The sequence below is a fragment of the Sphingobium sp. WCS2017Hpa-17 genome (assembly GCF_031843765.1).
In the GTDB taxonomy this organism is placed as follows: Bacteria; Pseudomonadota; Alphaproteobacteria; order Sphingomonadales; family Sphingomonadaceae; genus Sphingobium.
On the sequence record NZ_JAVTIV010000040.1, the window covers coordinates 1 to 15,444 of the forward strand.

The following is a 15,444-nucleotide window of genomic DNA, read 5'->3' on the forward strand; positions in this document are numbered from 1 at the left end:
CGGTCGGGCTACGCCCTCCCTACGCCGCGCGCAGCGCAAGGAAGCGCGTTACATCATCCATGCGCAATCCTGACAGGGGGTCCCTTTTGCGCGCCGATAAGGGGTCCCGTTTGCACGCCGATTGACATATTTGACCCTCCCCTCCAGCATCTGGAGGACATCGTGCGTAACGCGCAGCTTTTTCGCGATCGCTGGCAATTCTGGCCTATGACAGGGTGGCTCGATGCCTTTGCGAAAATGGGCCTCATCGCCATGACGGACAATCGCATCATCGTGCGCCGGGCAGCTAATGCCGCTGAACTTTCAGGCGCTCGGCGGTCATCGGCATTCTAGGCGTCGAAGGCGGCGGCTTGCCCCGCCGCCACGCATTCAACGTTCCATCGAATGCTTGATGTCGCGAATTTCGTCATGGCCCGCCTTGACCGACGTGTAGGCTGAAGCGACGAGCGTCTGCACAGCGGACGAAAGCTCCCGATCTTCGAGCGCATCTTCATATTTGGCCTTGATATGATCTTCGCCGGCCTCGACTTCATTGATGATCGCCTTGTCATCATGGCCGGTAACGACGGATTTGAGGTTGAGGAAAACGCGATGCGCGCCTGCCAGGATCGTGCCGTCATCCTCGGGTTCACCACCCAGAGAGGAGACGTGCTGCTGGAGCTGCAAAACCAGCTGGCGGCGTTCGCCGGCAAGGCCGTTGAAAAGCGTCACGAAGCCAGTATTTTCGGTATTTTTTGCAGCTTCCGTATAGCCCTCGACGCTATCGAGCGTGGTAGCGATCAGGTTGTTGAGCGTTGAAATGTCATGGCTGAGTTCGGTCATGGGACATCCTCACTATGGACCCGCCGCCAGACGCGGCTGTCTCGGGATCTGAACGACCAATGCTCGGGAAAGACCCTTTCAAGAACCGGAAATTAACTTGCGTCAGTGCGATAGTTGGCCGGCACGAAGGCCCCATGAGCTGCGTTGTCCAAAGATACGAGATGCACTTTACCGATACACGATAGGCAAATTGCTGAGGGGTGACCATGAAACAAAATTATGCGCATGGCCGGCGGGATGGTCTGCGGCTGGCGCTATCGATCCTGGCGGCCGAAGAAGCGAAATGGGCAACATTGCTGGGAGAAAGCCGATCGTGGCGAACCAATGCCACGCGTGAGGTGCGGTACAAGACGTTGAAAGTCGCGCAACAGCGTCTGCGCACGGCGCTAAACCGCCTCACGCCTAAATCCGATCACGCCATCGATCCCGAGGTCGCCTCGGCCCTCGAAGAAATCGGGCTATAATTCTGTCATGACCCACAGCGACATGCCGGCTCGATCAGACGATGCGCGTACCGCTGCCTTGAAACTGCTCGACCGCCGTTCGGACCAGGCGACAATCTGTCCAAGCGAAGTGGCAAGAGCAATCGCCAGCAAAGCCGGCGCCGACCCGACGGGACAGGCCTGGTGTGCGATAATGCCGGTCGTTCACGCCGCGATCGATCAGATGGTGGACGATGGGCTGATCGAACTGAGTTGGAAGGGAAAAAACATGCCATCACGCAGCGGCCCCTACCGGATCGGTCGAGCGCACCGCGAGGACTGAACTGACTTCACCGCATAAGACCGGCGGCGCGCAGAGCATCGTGGATGATTTTTTCGACGCCAGCCTTCCCGGATAATATCGGGCGCGCAGGTTCGGACGGCAACGGTTCCAAACGGCCTATCCTTGGTGTCGGCACATGGGATGCGGCGTCTGGATTTTTTCGTACCGATTGCGCAGAAGTGCGCGCCTTCTTGGCCTCCAGCAAACCCCATGACGCTGCGATCCGGCGTGTCGACGAGATACCAGCCTCCAGCATATGCGGCATCACCGCCCCGCAGGCTTCCGGGCCGGTCGTGGCCAGTGGCGTGCCGTGGCCCATATTGGAAATGCGGTAATCCTCGATTAGCACCCGTCCGGTTCCATCGCGCCATAGCTGATGACGGTGGCCTGCTATCTGTTCCGAAGCGTTTGGTGTCGGCTCGAGATCGTGGACCGACAGCCATTGGGCAAGAATAGCGCCCGCATTGGTGCTGCTGACCGTCGCGTCGGCGCTGCCATGCCATATCGAAATGCTGGGCCACGGACCTTCATGGTCCGACGCGCGACGGACGCGATCGCCCAGTTCCCTGGAGTTATATGCTCCCGCGCCTCGCATGGCTTCGAGTGCCTGCGGAATGTTGGATGCTGACCCGTGCGGCAGACCCGCGATGATCGCACCGCCGGCGAACAATTCCGGATAGGTGGCCAGCATGACGGAGGTCATCGCGCCACCTGCGGAAAGGCCAGTCACGAATATGCGTGACGGATCGACATCATATACGTCCACCATCGTCATGATCATTTGGCGGATGGACAGCGCTTCGCCACGACCGCGGGCATTGTCGATCGAAGAGAACCAATTGAAACAAAGATTGGGATTATTCGCGCGCTGCTGCTCCGGGAAAAGAAGCAGAAAACCATGCTCGTCGGCCAACTGGGACCAGCCCGAGCCCCGGTCATAGCCTCCGGCGCTTTGTGTGCAGCCATGCAATACGACAACAAGCGCCGGATTCTCGGCCAGGCGCTCAGGCACATAGCTTTTAGCGTTTAATTCGCCGGGATTGGCACCAACTACATGAAAGTCTGCCAAGCGGCTTGGTCCGACAGTATCGGCTTGGGTTAGATGGGTCGCTCGCATTGCCGCCAGTCGGGCAATTGTGGCGGATAATCTCGTCATGCGAAAATCTCCTCTACGAGCCAGGCCATCGGATGCTCATTTCGATTTTTATGCTGCACTGCACAATATGGAATTGTCGGCAAAGGTTGCAAGGCGCCGATGGAAATTGGCATGTGCCTGGCTGGTGATGATCCTAGTGGCCGGGCATGCGGACTGATACAGCCGCGAGGCGTACAGCGCTCAGGGACGCCAAGAGCGCCAGCATCCGCGCTCCAAAGGACAAGGCCTATGTCGATATTCAATGATTTCCTCAGAAATCGCCGTCGGGACCAACTATCCGCAGAAGACCTGGAGGCGTTGGAGGCTAGCGTCCATGCCGTGCAGGATGTGCCGGCGCGCCATAGTCTGGCGGTCTCCAAAAAGCCGATCGGCTTAAGCACCTACCTGATTGAAGGTTTCATATGCCGGTACATGGATGACCAGGAGGGTGGGCGTCAGTTGGTTGCGGTGCATGTGGCAGGCGATTTTGTCGACTTGCACGGCTATCCCTTGAAGCGCCTGGATCATGATGTCGCGACCCTTGGCCCTTGCAGGGTCGCCTATGTGAGGCATGAAGCCATTGACCAGTTGGTCAGGAACCGACCCAACCTGACCAAGCTTCTTTGGTTCAGCACACTCCTGGATGCAGCCATGCATCGTGAGTGGATCTTCCGACTGGGCCGGCTTGATGCTGTTGCTCGTGTCGGTCACTTTTTTTGCGAGATCGAAGCGAAATTGCGGGCGGTCGGCTTGAGTGACGGCGAGGGTTTTTTCTGCCCGCTGACCCAAGCCGATATAGGGGAGGCCTGTGGCATGACCTCAGTCCATATCAACCGGATGCTCAAGGAACTGCGAGAGCGCGGATTGATGCAGATGCAGCGCGGCCACGTAACGATAAGCGATCTGGCAGGGCTTCGGCTGCTCAGTGAGTTTGACCCTTCCTATCTGTTTGTAAATGAATAAAGGAACCGCCGGGCCTGGAAAGCGTCCATTGCCGATAAAGCGATGGAGACGATATGCGGCAGCCAGGCGTGTATGAGGAAGGCGGAAAGGCGTTCGCAGAAGAGGGCCAGGTCATGCTGGATGGACCTGATGGGGTTGCAGTCAGCATGACGCCACAAGCTGCCGAGGATACCGCCAGAGAACTTCTCCGGGCAGCAGTCGAGGCCAAGAGCCAGATTTCATTACGAGATAGGAATGATTGATCGGAGACAATTTCCGTCCCGCAGAAGATATCGCAAGCGCGCAAGATCGACCCTTGTGAGAGATTCAGAGCCGAATTTTCGGCGCCCAGGTCCGGACTGTCAGCTATTCTCTAAGGGCAATCAATTTGCCCTCCCTGAGCACCTGCCACCTATACCAAATAATGAGAAACCTCATATCCCCAGCGGGTATCGACCTTGGCCGGCACCCACATCATCTTCCATTGCGGCCTTAGCGAACCGGACTACCACTGCACCAATTTCTCTATCGGTGATTGTCGATCCGGCCTTCTCCGCCGATACCCACGTACGTTCACGAAAATGGCCCTCCGGCCAGTAAGCAAGCTCGGTGGTAACCATAAGCGGGAAGATCAGCAGTCTGAATGACGTAGACAGTCCCGACCCGTTCCGCTTGCGCACGATCATATCGGCTATTGCGTCCCGGTGGACTTCCCCGATGACGCCACCTTCCTGCATTGCCTCGCGGGCTGCAGCATTTTGGGGCAACATCCCACGAGGGATGCCCCCCTTGGGCAGTATCCAATGTTTCTTTTTGCGTGAAGTTATAAGCAGGATTTCGATCCTGCCGCTCCGCTTACGATATCGGTGTTTGATATAGATCTATATGAATCCGCCCTGCGATTCCGGCGAAAATCTTGACGAAACCGTCTCCCTTGCTCCAGATGTGAAGCAGTTCGTTCAGGGACGAGTGCGATGCATTCCTTCAACGCCAAAGAGGAAAAAGCTGGGATTTCCGCGGATGCCGTCCAACTCTACACGGATAGCGACCCGCTCAAAGCCATCTATGAAGCCGCTCCTGTCGGCCTTGCCATGCTTGATCGGGATCTCCGCTTTGTAAGCATCAACGACCGGCTCGCCCAATGGAATGGTGTGGCGGCGGCCGAGCACATCGGCAAATCGGTCACTGATATATTGCCCGATCTGCCCGAAGACACACTGGCAGGACTCCGCAAGGTGTTGTCTGGGGAGGCGATATGTGGACATGAAGTCATCACCTCCACTTTGGGAAAGCCTGGAGAGCCCAGCTGCTGGCGAGAAAATTGGGTGCCCGTACGAGCCGCTACAGGTGATGTTATTGGCATCGCGATCTCGTGCGAAGATATAACGGAAGAACGCAACGCTCGGCGGGCACTCGAACTGATGAATCGGGTCGGTGCGGCTCTGGCGGCCGAGCATGACCTCGAGCGGCTTGTGCAACTTGTCACCGATGCAGGCCTCGAACTTTCACGCGCAGCTTTCGGCGCCTTTTTCTACAATGTCGTCAACACGGCGGGTGAAAGCTATATGCTTTACTCGCTCTCTGGGATCGAACGCGAAGCCTTTGCCGATTTTCCGATGCCTCGAAACACACAGGTGTTTGCGCCGACCTTCCAAGGTGATGGGATCGTTCGATCTGATGACATCACGCTGGACCCCCGATACGGGCATAATAAACCAGGGTCTGGCATGCCTGCCGGGCACCTTCCGGTCCGGAGCTATCTGGCCGTCCCAGTTATGTCCCGCGAGGGCGAGGTCTTGGGCGGACTGTTTTTCGGGCATCCTGAACCCGGCAGGTTCCAAGAGGCTGATGAAGGGCTCGTCGCCGGGCTGGCAGGCCAAGCGGCGGTTGCGATAGAAAATGCCCGCCTTATCCAGCGGGTCCGTGAAGCAAATGACTTGCTGGAAAGGCGGGTGTTCGAGCGAACGGCCGAACTGACCCAGGCGCATGAAGCCTTGCGGCACGCCCAAAAGTTGGAAGCGATCGGTCAGCTGACCGGGGGGGTCGCGCATGATTTCAATAACCTGCTGACAGTGATTGCAGGTGCTGCGGAGATGCTGGCAAGACCCGATCTCCCGGAACAGAAGCGAGCCAGATATATTGAAAGCATAGCAGCGACCGCAAAGCGCGCGTCGACCCTTACCAGTCACCTTCTGGCCTTCAGCAGGAGGCGTGTCATTCGGCCGGAGGTCGTCGATCTCAACATCCAGATCGACGCACTGGAAGAGGTCCTGGCTCGCTCTCTCGGTGGCCATATTCAAATTGAGGTCAGGCCCTCCGGGCGGGAAGCGCGGGTAGAAGTCGATCCCACCGAATTTGAAACTGCCATCCTGAATGCAGCGGTCAACGCGCGGGATGCGATGCCCGATGGGGGCACATTGTCGATTGCAATCCGAGATCATCCTCTGGCTAACGAACCTGGGGTCGCAATCGATATCACCGATACGGGGATGGGCATGTCGCCCGACACGGTAAAGCGGGTATTCGAACCTTTCTTCACCACCAAGCCGGTTGGCGAGGGGACAGGATTGGGGCTTTCCCAGATTCATGGGTTTGCGGCTCAGGCCGGAGGCTCGGTAGAGATTTTTTCCCGCGAAGGCGTCGGGACGACGATCCGCATCATTCTCCCTCGCGTTGACAAGGCGCTACGAACCATCGAGGAAAAGGGAACGTTGGAACCCATCCCACAGGGGCTTAAGGTTCTGCTTGTGGAGGATAACGACCAGGTGCGCCACTTTGCGGAGCATTTGTTGCACGACCTTGGGGCTAAGGTGACCGCCGTTGCAAATGGCGCCGAAGCTCTCGGAGCACTGCAGGAAGATCCGTTCGACCTCATATTTACCGACGTGGTCATGCCAGGCATGAGCGGTATCGATCTGGCACGGCAATTGCGCGTTCGAGCCCCGGGGCTGCCAGTGCTGCTGGCCACAGGGTATAGCGAGCAGATGATCGGGGAAGGTATCGATGAATTCGACGTCCTTGCCAAACCCTATGGCGCAGAGGCGCTCAGCTTGGCCCTCAGGAAGATATTATCTATCGCGTGAGGGTGCAAAGGCACAGTGGTGGAAAAACGGAAGGTTCGGCCCATACCGCTTGCTGACCGATGTTATGCAGCAGTGTACGCCATATCTTCACTGCCGCCGGTAACCTTCCTCAGGGTGTCTCGGAGGCGGGAAGGCGAACATGGCTTGCCGCAGACAACTGCCTCAGGGAATCGCTCAACGAGCAACGACGGGTCCGCATGTCCAGAATGGAAAATGACAGGGACGCCCGCTGCGACTAGCGCCTCTGCCACCGGATAGACCTCGCCATCGGCGAGCTGAACATCCAAAATGGCGCAATCCGGCAAAGCGCTACCGACTGCGGTCAATGCGGACGAAACGGAGATGTAAGGTCCATCGACGGAGAAACCTGCCCCCTCGATGGTATCCTGAAGGTCGAGCGCAACGAACAGTTCGTCTTCAACCAGCAATACCGTTCCGGCCATTCACATCATCCATCCGTAAGCGCTTGCGCAGGCAAACAGAGCTCGATCGCAAAAGTTCCGTCTTTCATCTTTCGTGTAACCTCGGCGCCAAGTTGCTTCGCAGAAGTCTTCACCAGCACTGTCCCGAAACCGGTCCCCTCTGAAAGAACGGTCGCATGAGCGCATTCCTCAACCCACCGCAGTCGCAAGATGTCGTTCTCACGCGCCCAACCGATTCGCAGAACGCCGCCATCCGGCCCCAAAGCTCCATATTTCGCTGCATTCGTAGCCCATTCGTGCAGTATGAGTGCAAGAGGCGAAAGTGAGGAGCGAGCGATCCGAACATTTGGTCCATCAATAGCTATATCAGCTTGATCGCGGTAGGGCGCCAGGGTCGCATTCAAAAGATCCGCCAGATCGATAGCCTGCACCTCACCTGTTGGCGAGGCGAGAGAATGAGCGTTGCCCAAGGCCGCTATCCGTTCTCGCATATCCCCTGCGAACGCGCGAACGTCCTGATGGGTGCGCGAACCTGCCGAGACCATGCCAGCGACGATGGCGAACAAATTCTTCACTCGGTGGTTCATTTCGCGCAGCATCAGCTCGCGCGTTTCGGCAAGCGCATATTCCGGCGTCACGTCGATGGATACCCCGACGAGCCGCGGCGATCCCTCGCTGGTAACCAGCCGGCCGAAGCTTTTTATCCGTCGCATCTGGTCGCCATCGACAACCCGGTAGCTCGCTTCAAAATCGCCGCCATCCGCTACAACCTTCGCGAGCGCGGCGTCGAATTCGGGTCGATCATCGGGATGCAGGCGGCTGAGCCGCGCTTCAGCATCATTGGACGCCGTATCGGCCGAAATACCAAGGATTTCTCGACCATACGCGTCCACGACCGCTTCGCGGGTGTCGACGTTATATTCCCATACGGCGATGCCGCCTGCCCGGATCGCCATATCCAGCCGCTCCCGCTGTGCAGCCAAATCCCGTTCCATCGTAAGGGCATCCGTGATGTCCGTCAGCACCAGGGTTGCGCCGTCCGTGCTGCCATTCTGCATGCGATAGGGGAGTGTCCTCAATGACAGAGCGCGCTCTCCATCCCGTGTCGTCACTCGGCGCTGGATAGCGGCATGTCCTGCCGCGACGGCGCGGGCATCATCCATGTAGTCCGCCTCCACAAGGCGCGTCGATACGTCCTCCAGCGGCCGCCCCCGGTCGCCGGGTTGCAAGGGAAAGAGAGAAGTCGCGGCTTCCGTGAAGCTGCGGATGCGCAAGTCCGAATCCAACACGATCACCGCCAATTCGGTGGACTCGAAGAAATTGCGCAGGTCGGAATTGGCGACAGTAAGCTGATCAACCTTGGACTTGAGCTCGTCGTTGACGGTGGACAATTCCTCGTTCGTAGACTGGAGCTCCTCGTTCATCGACATCATTTCTTCGTTGGAGCTTTTCAGCTCCTCGTTTGCCGTCTCTAGTTCCTCCACGGTGGAGCGCAGCCGGTGCCGTGTGACGCGCAGCTCGTCCTCCAGCGCGTCGAGATGGTCGTCGCCTGCATCCATCTCCGCCAGATCATCTTCCAGCACAGGCCGGAAGGGAGCAGTATCGCGAAAGACGAAGAGCAGCATACCGTCGGGCAACGGATCGCACACGACGTCGATCTGCTGGTTGCCATATTCCGTCTCGACCTGGACGTCGCGCACGACGACGCGTTTTCGGGTGTCGCGTCCCTCTCGCAGCAGCGGGCCGAGCACGGTACGCAGACCCGCCCGGGCTAGGCTGATCGCGCTCGATCCGCCGGTGCGGGTGACTGGGAAGTCGAAATATCGTCCCAATCGACCATAGGCGGCGATGATACCACCATCCTGGTCCAGGACCAAACTGGCGGGTGCATAGCGGTCAACGATCCGGCGTACCGCTGAGCCCTCGTCCGATAAGGTACGCCCGCTACCCCTCTCCGTTCGGCCGTCCGCGCGGGTGCCGCGCGGATAGGCGCTGCCGGGCAGGTCTATGGGATAACTGGGCGGACCGGGCGCGCGCTTGAATAGACGCCCCTGCTGATCGAGTGTCGGGAAAAGATGCTCGAAACGACCGACGCTCTCCGACGGACCGAGGAAAAGATAGCCACCCGGCCGGATCGCATAATGCAGGAGGGGCATGACCGACTGCTGCAAGCGATCGTCGAAATAGATCAAGAGGTTACGGCAAGACACCAGGTCGATGCGCGAAAAGGGCGGATCCTTGACGATGCTGTGGCTGGAAAAGCGGATCATGTCCCGGATCTGCGACGCGATGGTGAAGCGCTCCGCATGCGGGATTGCATAGCGTTCTCGCAGCGCGATCGGCATGTCGGCGAGAGCCGAGGCAGGATAAACGCCCTCCCGCGCGATCTGTAGCATGCTCTCATCGATATCCGTCGCGAAGATCTGTACCGTGGCCGGGGTCACGCCCAGCTTGCGCGCCGCCTCGGCAAACAGGATGGCGATGCTGTATGCTTCTTCGCCGGACGAGCAACCGGGCACCCAGATGCGTATCTCCTCGCCATCGTTCTCCTGCATCAGCGGCTCCACGACCTGCGTGCGCAGCCGCTCGAACAACTCGGCATCGCGGAAGAACCGGGTGACATTGATGAGGAGATCACGGAACAGCGCCTCGCACTCCTCCGCGTCGGACTTGATGCGTGCGAGATAGGTGCTGCCCGACCCAATGCCCAGCACATGCATGCGCCGTTCGACCCTGCGGATCAGGGTCGTGCGCTTGTAACCGGAGAAGTCGTGCCCAACGGCGGCGCGCAAGGTCTTGCAAATTTCATCGACATGGTCGGCAACCAGCGCTGTCTCCCGTTCCGTCGCATCGACGGCGCGGTGGTTGAAGAAGGCGATCAGGCAGTCGAGCATCTCGCCCGGCGGTTTCACATAGTCAACGAGCCCGGTGCCGACGGCCGACAGCGGCATGCCGTCGTAGCGCGCGCTTTCGGGCTGCTGGACCAGGCAGACGCCGCCATTCTCCTTGATTGCGCGTAGTCCCGTGGTCCCATCCGCGCCGGTCCCTGATAGGATGACGCACGCCGCATCCCCCTGTTGGTCGGTGGCCAGCGAGATAAAGAAATCGTCGATGGGACGGCGCAGGCCCCGTGGCTGTGCGAACTCGGTCAGCTCCAGCACACCGTCGCGGATCGCGAGGCCGTGTCCCGGCGGGATGATGTAAACCTTATCCGCCGCGATCCGCTCGCCTCCTTCGGACTGCAGCACTTCCAGGGTCGTGTGGCGATCGAGCAGCTGCGCCATCATGCTCTCATGAGTGGGGTCGAGATGCTGCACTATAACGAAGGCCATGCCAGTCGGGCCTTGCGCTGAAGATAGCATCTCGCGCAGCGCCTCCAGCCCACCGGCCGAGGCGCCGATGCCGACGACTGGCAGGCGTGGTGACGGAACGTCCCCGCCGCTCAAAGGAAGGAACCTCGGTCTAGCTCGGTCAGGGTCAGCTTGGCCTGGGCGATGGTGGCGGCTGAGTTCGCGATGGTCATCAGCGATCCCTCCACCACAATGCCGCTTTCCGCCAGCACCGGGCTTATCCGGTCCAGCGTCTGACCAAGGTCGGCGTCGTAGTTCTGCAAGAGGTCCGCCTGCGTACGGCTGACGTCGAACTGCGATGCGAAGATGTAGCGCACGTCGCCGGATTGAGCCCGCAGTTTCGACATGTAGAGGAGGTTGACGAACGGACGGCCATCCTTGCGGAAGTTGACGATGGGCGTGCGGACGTTGGCAATGCGATCCTCCGCTAGAAACGCATGGATCTTCTCGCGCGCCTCGTCATTGCGGCTCTCGCCCTGGAGGAAGCGGCAGTTGCGGCCGACGATCTCGCTCGTTGTGTAACCGGTCAGGTCGCGAAAACGCCTGTTGGTCAGCAGCAGAGCATGATCGCTCGATGCCTCTCCAAGGGACAGGGCGACCGGCGAGCTGTCGAAATAGTCCCGCAGCTCTACGGGAAGGTCGTCACGGCACATGGACTCTCCGATTGCGTCAGATTGCCGGGAACGTTCCAGCATGCTCTAGGCTCGGTTACCCGCCCTACCGGCTGAGCCTTGCCGGGACAAGACGCAGTGGCCTGATCCAGATTGTTCGATGAAATACGACTTTCGGGCGGTGGGTGGTACCGACTAATTTGTCCATTACGCAGCGCTACGTGGCAAAGCCGACCCTTATGAGACGCTGAGGCGCCAATTTCGCGTCCCCAACTGCGGTCTGTCCGCTAACCCGCAGGTCGCGACCAACCCAAGTCACTCCCCGCTGGCGTGCGAACAGCAGTTTCTGTCAAAAAGCTGCCGGTCGCGGAGCGTGAAGCAGACCATCGGCAAGGCGGCGGAAGATGAAACGAAGCAGCTTCCCGCCGCCTCTGCACCGAAAGCCCTAAGCGCTCCCCGCGAATCTCCGACGCCACAGCCGCCCTTTGACGATGACCTTGATGACGACGTGCCATTCTAAGAGACTGGGCGATCACCGAGACCTCATACGATTAGCTCGTCAGAGCGCGCGCACCGTGGCAAATGTCGCGGCTCTGGTCGACGAGTTCCACCTAAAGCGGTGGACGCGAAGCGGTGACCGGTTGCCGCGCTATGCGGGGCTTGACCTTTAGGGATAATGGAAAGCGCTTGATGACGGATATAGGCATGTTCAACGATGATCCGCACATCGCCCGGATTGCCGATGCACTCTGGTCGCGCGAGCCCGCCGGCACGGCGGCTCTCCTCGTCGGGGCCGGGTTCAGCCGCAATGCCGACCCGAAGGGGCCGTGTGCGGGGGAGATGCCGGGATGGAACGATATATACAAGACGATGGTCGAGCAGCTCTATCCGGTGGCCCCAATAGCGGGTGCCGGGAAAAATAGGTCTGTAGGACAGCGGGAGTGGATGCTCAGGCAGACCGGGGCCACCAGCGCCTATCTTCGCGTTGCCGAGGAATATGAGGCACAGTTCGGGCGCGACGCGCTCGACAAGCTCATCCTTCGCAATGTCCCCGACAACCAGTTCGCGCCCGGCAAGCTCCACCGGATGCTCGTCGAACTGCCTTGGGCGGATATATTGACGACAAATTGGGACACGCTGCTCGAGCGCGCCGCTGAAAAGGCCGAGGAGCGCGTCTATGACGTGCTTCGTACGGTCGAGGAAATTCCCGAGGCGCGTGCGCCGCGCATCGTCAAGCTTCACGGCAGCTTTCCAGCGCACCGCCCGTTCGTCTTCACCGAGGAGGATTTCCGCACCTATCCGGCCCGGGCCAGTGCCTTCGTCAATCTCGCGCAGCAGCTCGCGATGGAGAATACGCTCGTCCTGCTGGGCTTCTCGGGTGACGATCCCAATTTTCTCTTCTGGTCCGGCTGGGTGCGCGATCGGCTGGGTCCGAAGGCGCCGCTGATCTACCTCGTCGGCGTTCTCGATTTGACGCCTGCGAAGCGCAAGATGCTCGAAGGGCGCAAGATCCAGCCTATCGACCTCGCCGCGCTTCCGATGCTGGAGGACTGGCCCCAATCGCAGCGGATTGCGCGGGCGAACCAGTGGTTTCTCGAACGCCTGCGCGCGGCCGAGCCCTATTCGGCGCGCCGCTGGCCTCAGGTCGCTACGGGGTTCGTGCCGCCGCTTGAACTCGTGACACCCCAAGCCGACCCTCGTGCGCCCGAGCCCGATCCGGTTTTCGGGAATGACAGCGGCTCGCTGATCACGCTGCGCAAGCTTGTTCCGCACTGGGCGCAGCATCGCTCAGTGTACCCGGGCTGGCTCATCCCCCCTTTAAGAACGTCGGAAGCCATCTGGAGCGGGATCGAACGCCATCTTCGCGAAATCATTCTCGGCCTTCGCGAAATGGAGGAGGAGGAGCGCCTGAACGCGCTCTTCGAGTTGAACTGGCAACAGGAGCGGGCGCTGATCCCGCTCGACCTCACGGTGGACGATATTGCCAGCGAGCTTCTCGAGGCGTTGGCCGACCGCTACGCGGACCTTTCCACCGACCTCGCTTTCCGCTTCCGCGCCATTGCGCTGGCGCTGGTGCGTCACGCGCGTGAAATGCAGGATGACGCACTCTTTGCGCGCTGGGCGAATTGGCTCGATGCGCGGATCGCCGACGACCCCGAAGCGTGCGATCGGCTGATCTACGAACGTTGCCTCAAGCTTCGTTCCGAGTCCGACATCGACCAGCTCGATGCGCTGGTTCGCTCGTGGACCGTCGCGAGCGACAGTTTCTGGAATGTCCGAAAGGCAGGGCTCTTGGCGGACCTCGGCCTCGACGGCGAGGCGTCCGCACTCTCCGCCCGTGCGCTGAACCTCATCCGCGAACAGACGTCGCGGGGCACGAAGGATATCGCATCCTGGTCGCGCGAAAGCTTCGCGCTCCTGCTTCGCGGGTCCGACCTAGTCGGGAACTATCGGACATGGACCGAAACCCAGCCCGTTCGCGAGCGCTTCGACTTGCGGCAGGAGCAGCTTCATGCATGGGGATGCCCGGGCAAGGACGACTTTTTCGAGCTCATGGGGCGGCTTGTGCAAGATCCGCCGCCGTTCAAGAGTCCTCTCGAAATCAGCGCCCGGTTCGACATGGGATCGATTTACAAGACGCACCACCTGAGCGGGATCGATCCGCGCTACCGGCGACTGCTCGCCCTGCAGGCGCTTCGCTTTGTCGAAGAAGCGGGCCTCCCGGTGCGGATTGCCTCGAGCGGGCTTGCTGCTCAGATCTTCATCGAGGCCGCGAAATGGCTCATCGATGTTATGCCGGGCCGCGCTCTCGATGCGTTTATCATTGCGGCGCCGTCCACGTCGAACAAGGAGTTCGACGCCTTCCTCACCCGCAATGCGGTATCGCGGATCGACGCAGCCGAGGCCGACCGGCAGATCGGGAGAGCGATTGGCTTGATCGCGGCGGCGAGGAGCCGGATCGAGCAGGGCGCGGACGAGGCGCAACATTGGGGCGACCGCCTGAGATCGGTGACCGAGGTCGCTTCGCGTCTCGTCCTGCGCGCGCCGGCGCGCGCGCCCGAACTCGTGCGGATTGCGCTGGACCTCAACCTCTCCCAACTCCCGACCGGAAAGGTCGGGATCGGAAAAGAGCTGAGCCGGCTCGTCCGGCGTTCGATCGAGGCCGCCTCACCCGGCGATCAGGGTGCGATCATCCTGTCGCTGTTCGAGAGTGATATTCCACAGCACGATCCAAAGCTTATTAATCAGCTGCCAGATTTTGCGAGTGATCTGCCGCTTGATCTGCGCGCCGACCTTCCAGCGGGGGCGTGGGATGGGGCCATATCCTTGCTCGCCGAGCGGCTCGTCGATCCGGTCCGCCGGGAAATCGCGACCCATCGTCTGCATTGGCTTCACAATGCCGACCTACTGTCGCCCGAGCAGGAGGAGAAATGCGCGGAGGCACTCTGGGCCCCGAAGTTCCTCATCAATGACTTGCCTGGGCAAACCATATTTTACCCGCAGGCCTTTCTGGACCTCCCGAAGCCCAAGGGCGTCGATGTGGCAGGCCTCGTATCGAAAAATATCTTCACGAACGAGCCGATCACCGACGATATCATGGCGAACGGGTCGCTTGCCTTCGCGCTCGACCGGAGAACCGTTGCGCTGACCGCCGACCAGGTCGGCGAGCAGATCGAAAAACTTCGCGCCTTTCTCGCCGATCATGCCCCAGCTCCCAAGCATCCCGAATTTTTCCGTGACCAGCGGTCCGACCTCGTTGGCGGTACGTCGCGAGCGGCCGCGGCGCTCGCACGACGGAGCATCGGAAATAACGCGCTGAAGCCTGCGGTTGCCGCCCTTGCTGCGCTCGATCGCTATCCGCTTCGCAAGGAACCGATGATCCCCGCGCTGGTAGCGTTGGGCCTGATGAGCGTCGAGGCAGCGGTAGCCGAGATCAGGTGGCTTCTGGCGGAGACCGGCAGCGACGATAGTGCGGTCGTCGGGGTTCTCGCCGATCAGATCGCGCAGGGGGCCGTTTGCAAGGAACTCGAGGCTCCGCTCTGGGCCGAGCTCGTTCAGGCGGTGGCGGTGCGCAGGCGCGGACCGCTCGCGCGGATACTGCGTCTCCTGACGCATGTTCTGCGGGTCGCGCCAGATCGGGTGCCGGCAAACCTCGATGGCATGCTGAGCATGGGGCTCATGCTGATTCGTAAGCGCCGACGGAAGGTGGCGTTGACGCGGCCTGTCAGGCTTTCCGGCGTGTCCGCGGCGCCCATTTTTTCGCGAGCGCTTCCAGCCTTGCCTCGATCAAGGGGATATCGGGCTGGGCGTTGG

Annotated in this window: 13 protein-coding genes; 7 read left to right on the forward strand and 6 right to left on the reverse strand. The window is 60.3% G+C overall.

Annotated features, from left to right (window positions below; translation table 11 throughout):
• Window positions 1–369 precede the first annotated feature (369 nt).
• Complete coding sequence (locus RQH62_RS24080; protein ID WP_311271185.1) at window positions 370–822, reverse strand: PA2169 family four-helix-bundle protein; 453 nt, start codon at window positions 820–822, stop codon at window positions 370–372.
• 206 nt (window positions 823–1,028) lie between these two features.
• Between RQH62_RS24080 and RQH62_RS24085 the strand changes: the two genes are divergently transcribed.
• Both RQH62_RS24085 and RQH62_RS24090 read left to right on the forward strand, forming a co-directional pair.
• Entirely contained in the window at window positions 1,029–1,286 is a 258-nt protein-coding gene (locus RQH62_RS24085; protein ID WP_311271186.1) for a hypothetical protein, read from the forward strand.
• A 7-nt stretch (window positions 1,287–1,293) separates the two neighbouring features.
• The gene (locus tag RQH62_RS24090) at window positions 1,294–1,587 is read left to right on the forward strand and encodes a DUF3253 domain-containing protein (protein ID WP_311271187.1); all 294 of its coding nucleotides are present in this window, start codon (window positions 1,294–1,296) and stop codon (window positions 1,585–1,587) included.
• Between the two features lie 7 nt (window positions 1,588–1,594).
• On the opposite strand, the gene RQH62_RS24095 is transcribed toward RQH62_RS24090, so the two are convergent.
• Window positions 1,595–2,743, reverse strand: coding sequence for a PHB depolymerase family esterase (locus RQH62_RS24095; RefSeq protein ID WP_311271188.1), 1,149 nt, complete (start codon window positions 2,741–2,743; stop codon window positions 1,595–1,597).
• 228 nt (window positions 2,744–2,971) lie between these two features.
• Between RQH62_RS24095 and RQH62_RS24100 the strand changes: the two genes are divergently transcribed.
• On the forward strand, window positions 2,972–3,685 hold the full coding sequence (locus RQH62_RS24100) for a Crp/Fnr family transcriptional regulator (protein ID WP_311271189.1): 714 nt from the start codon (window positions 2,972–2,974) through the stop codon (window positions 3,683–3,685).
• A gap of 53 nt (window positions 3,686–3,738) precedes the next feature.
• Window positions 3,739–3,927: a hypothetical protein gene (locus RQH62_RS24105; protein WP_311271190.1), complete on the forward strand. Its 189-nt coding sequence runs from the start codon at window positions 3,739–3,741 to the stop codon at window positions 3,925–3,927.
• Window positions 3,928–4,098: 171 nt separating this feature from the next.
• Here RQH62_RS24105 and RQH62_RS25010 read toward each other — a convergent pair whose 3' ends face one another.
• Window positions 4,099–4,545, reverse strand: coding sequence for an NUDIX hydrolase (locus RQH62_RS25010; protein ID WP_405053595.1), 447 nt, complete (start codon window positions 4,543–4,545; stop codon window positions 4,099–4,101).
• 93 nt (window positions 4,546–4,638) lie between these two features.
• Here RQH62_RS25010 and RQH62_RS24110 point away from each other — a divergent pair, with 93 nt between their 5' ends.
• Entirely contained in the window at window positions 4,639–6,747 is a 2,109-nt protein-coding gene (locus RQH62_RS24110) for a response regulator (RefSeq protein WP_311271191.1), read from the forward strand.
• Window positions 6,748–6,809: 62 nt separating this feature from the next.
• Here RQH62_RS24110 and RQH62_RS24115 read toward each other — a convergent pair whose 3' ends face one another.
• From RQH62_RS24115 to RQH62_RS24125, 3 genes are read right to left on the reverse strand one after another with little or no spacing between them, the layout of a single operon-like run.
• Window positions 6,810–7,190, reverse strand: a complete 381-nt coding sequence (locus RQH62_RS24115) for a response regulator (RefSeq protein WP_311271192.1) — start codon at window positions 7,188–7,190, stop codon at window positions 6,810–6,812.
• A gap of 5 nt (window positions 7,191–7,195) precedes the next feature.
• Window positions 7,196–10,615 carry a chemotaxis protein CheB gene (locus RQH62_RS24120; RefSeq protein ID WP_311271193.1) on the reverse strand — a complete coding sequence of 1,140 codons (3,420 nt, stop codon included), beginning with the start codon at window positions 10,613–10,615 and terminating at the stop codon, window positions 7,196–7,198.
• Entirely contained in the window at window positions 10,612–11,214 is a 603-nt protein-coding gene (locus RQH62_RS24125; RefSeq protein WP_311271194.1) for a PAS domain-containing protein, read from the reverse strand. Before RQH62_RS24125 ends, RQH62_RS24120 begins: the two co-directional genes overlap by 4 nt.
• A 289-nt stretch (window positions 11,215–11,503) precedes the next feature.
• Between RQH62_RS24125 and RQH62_RS24130 the strand changes: the two genes are divergently transcribed.
• Window positions 11,504–11,650: a hypothetical protein gene (locus RQH62_RS24130; protein WP_311271195.1), complete on the forward strand. Its 147-nt coding sequence runs from the start codon at window positions 11,504–11,506 to the stop codon at window positions 11,648–11,650.
• A gap of 185 nt (window positions 11,651–11,835) precedes the next feature.
• Window positions 11,836–15,444: SIR2 family protein (locus RQH62_RS24135; protein WP_311271196.1), on the forward strand; the 3,609-nt coding region annotated here is incomplete at its 3' end.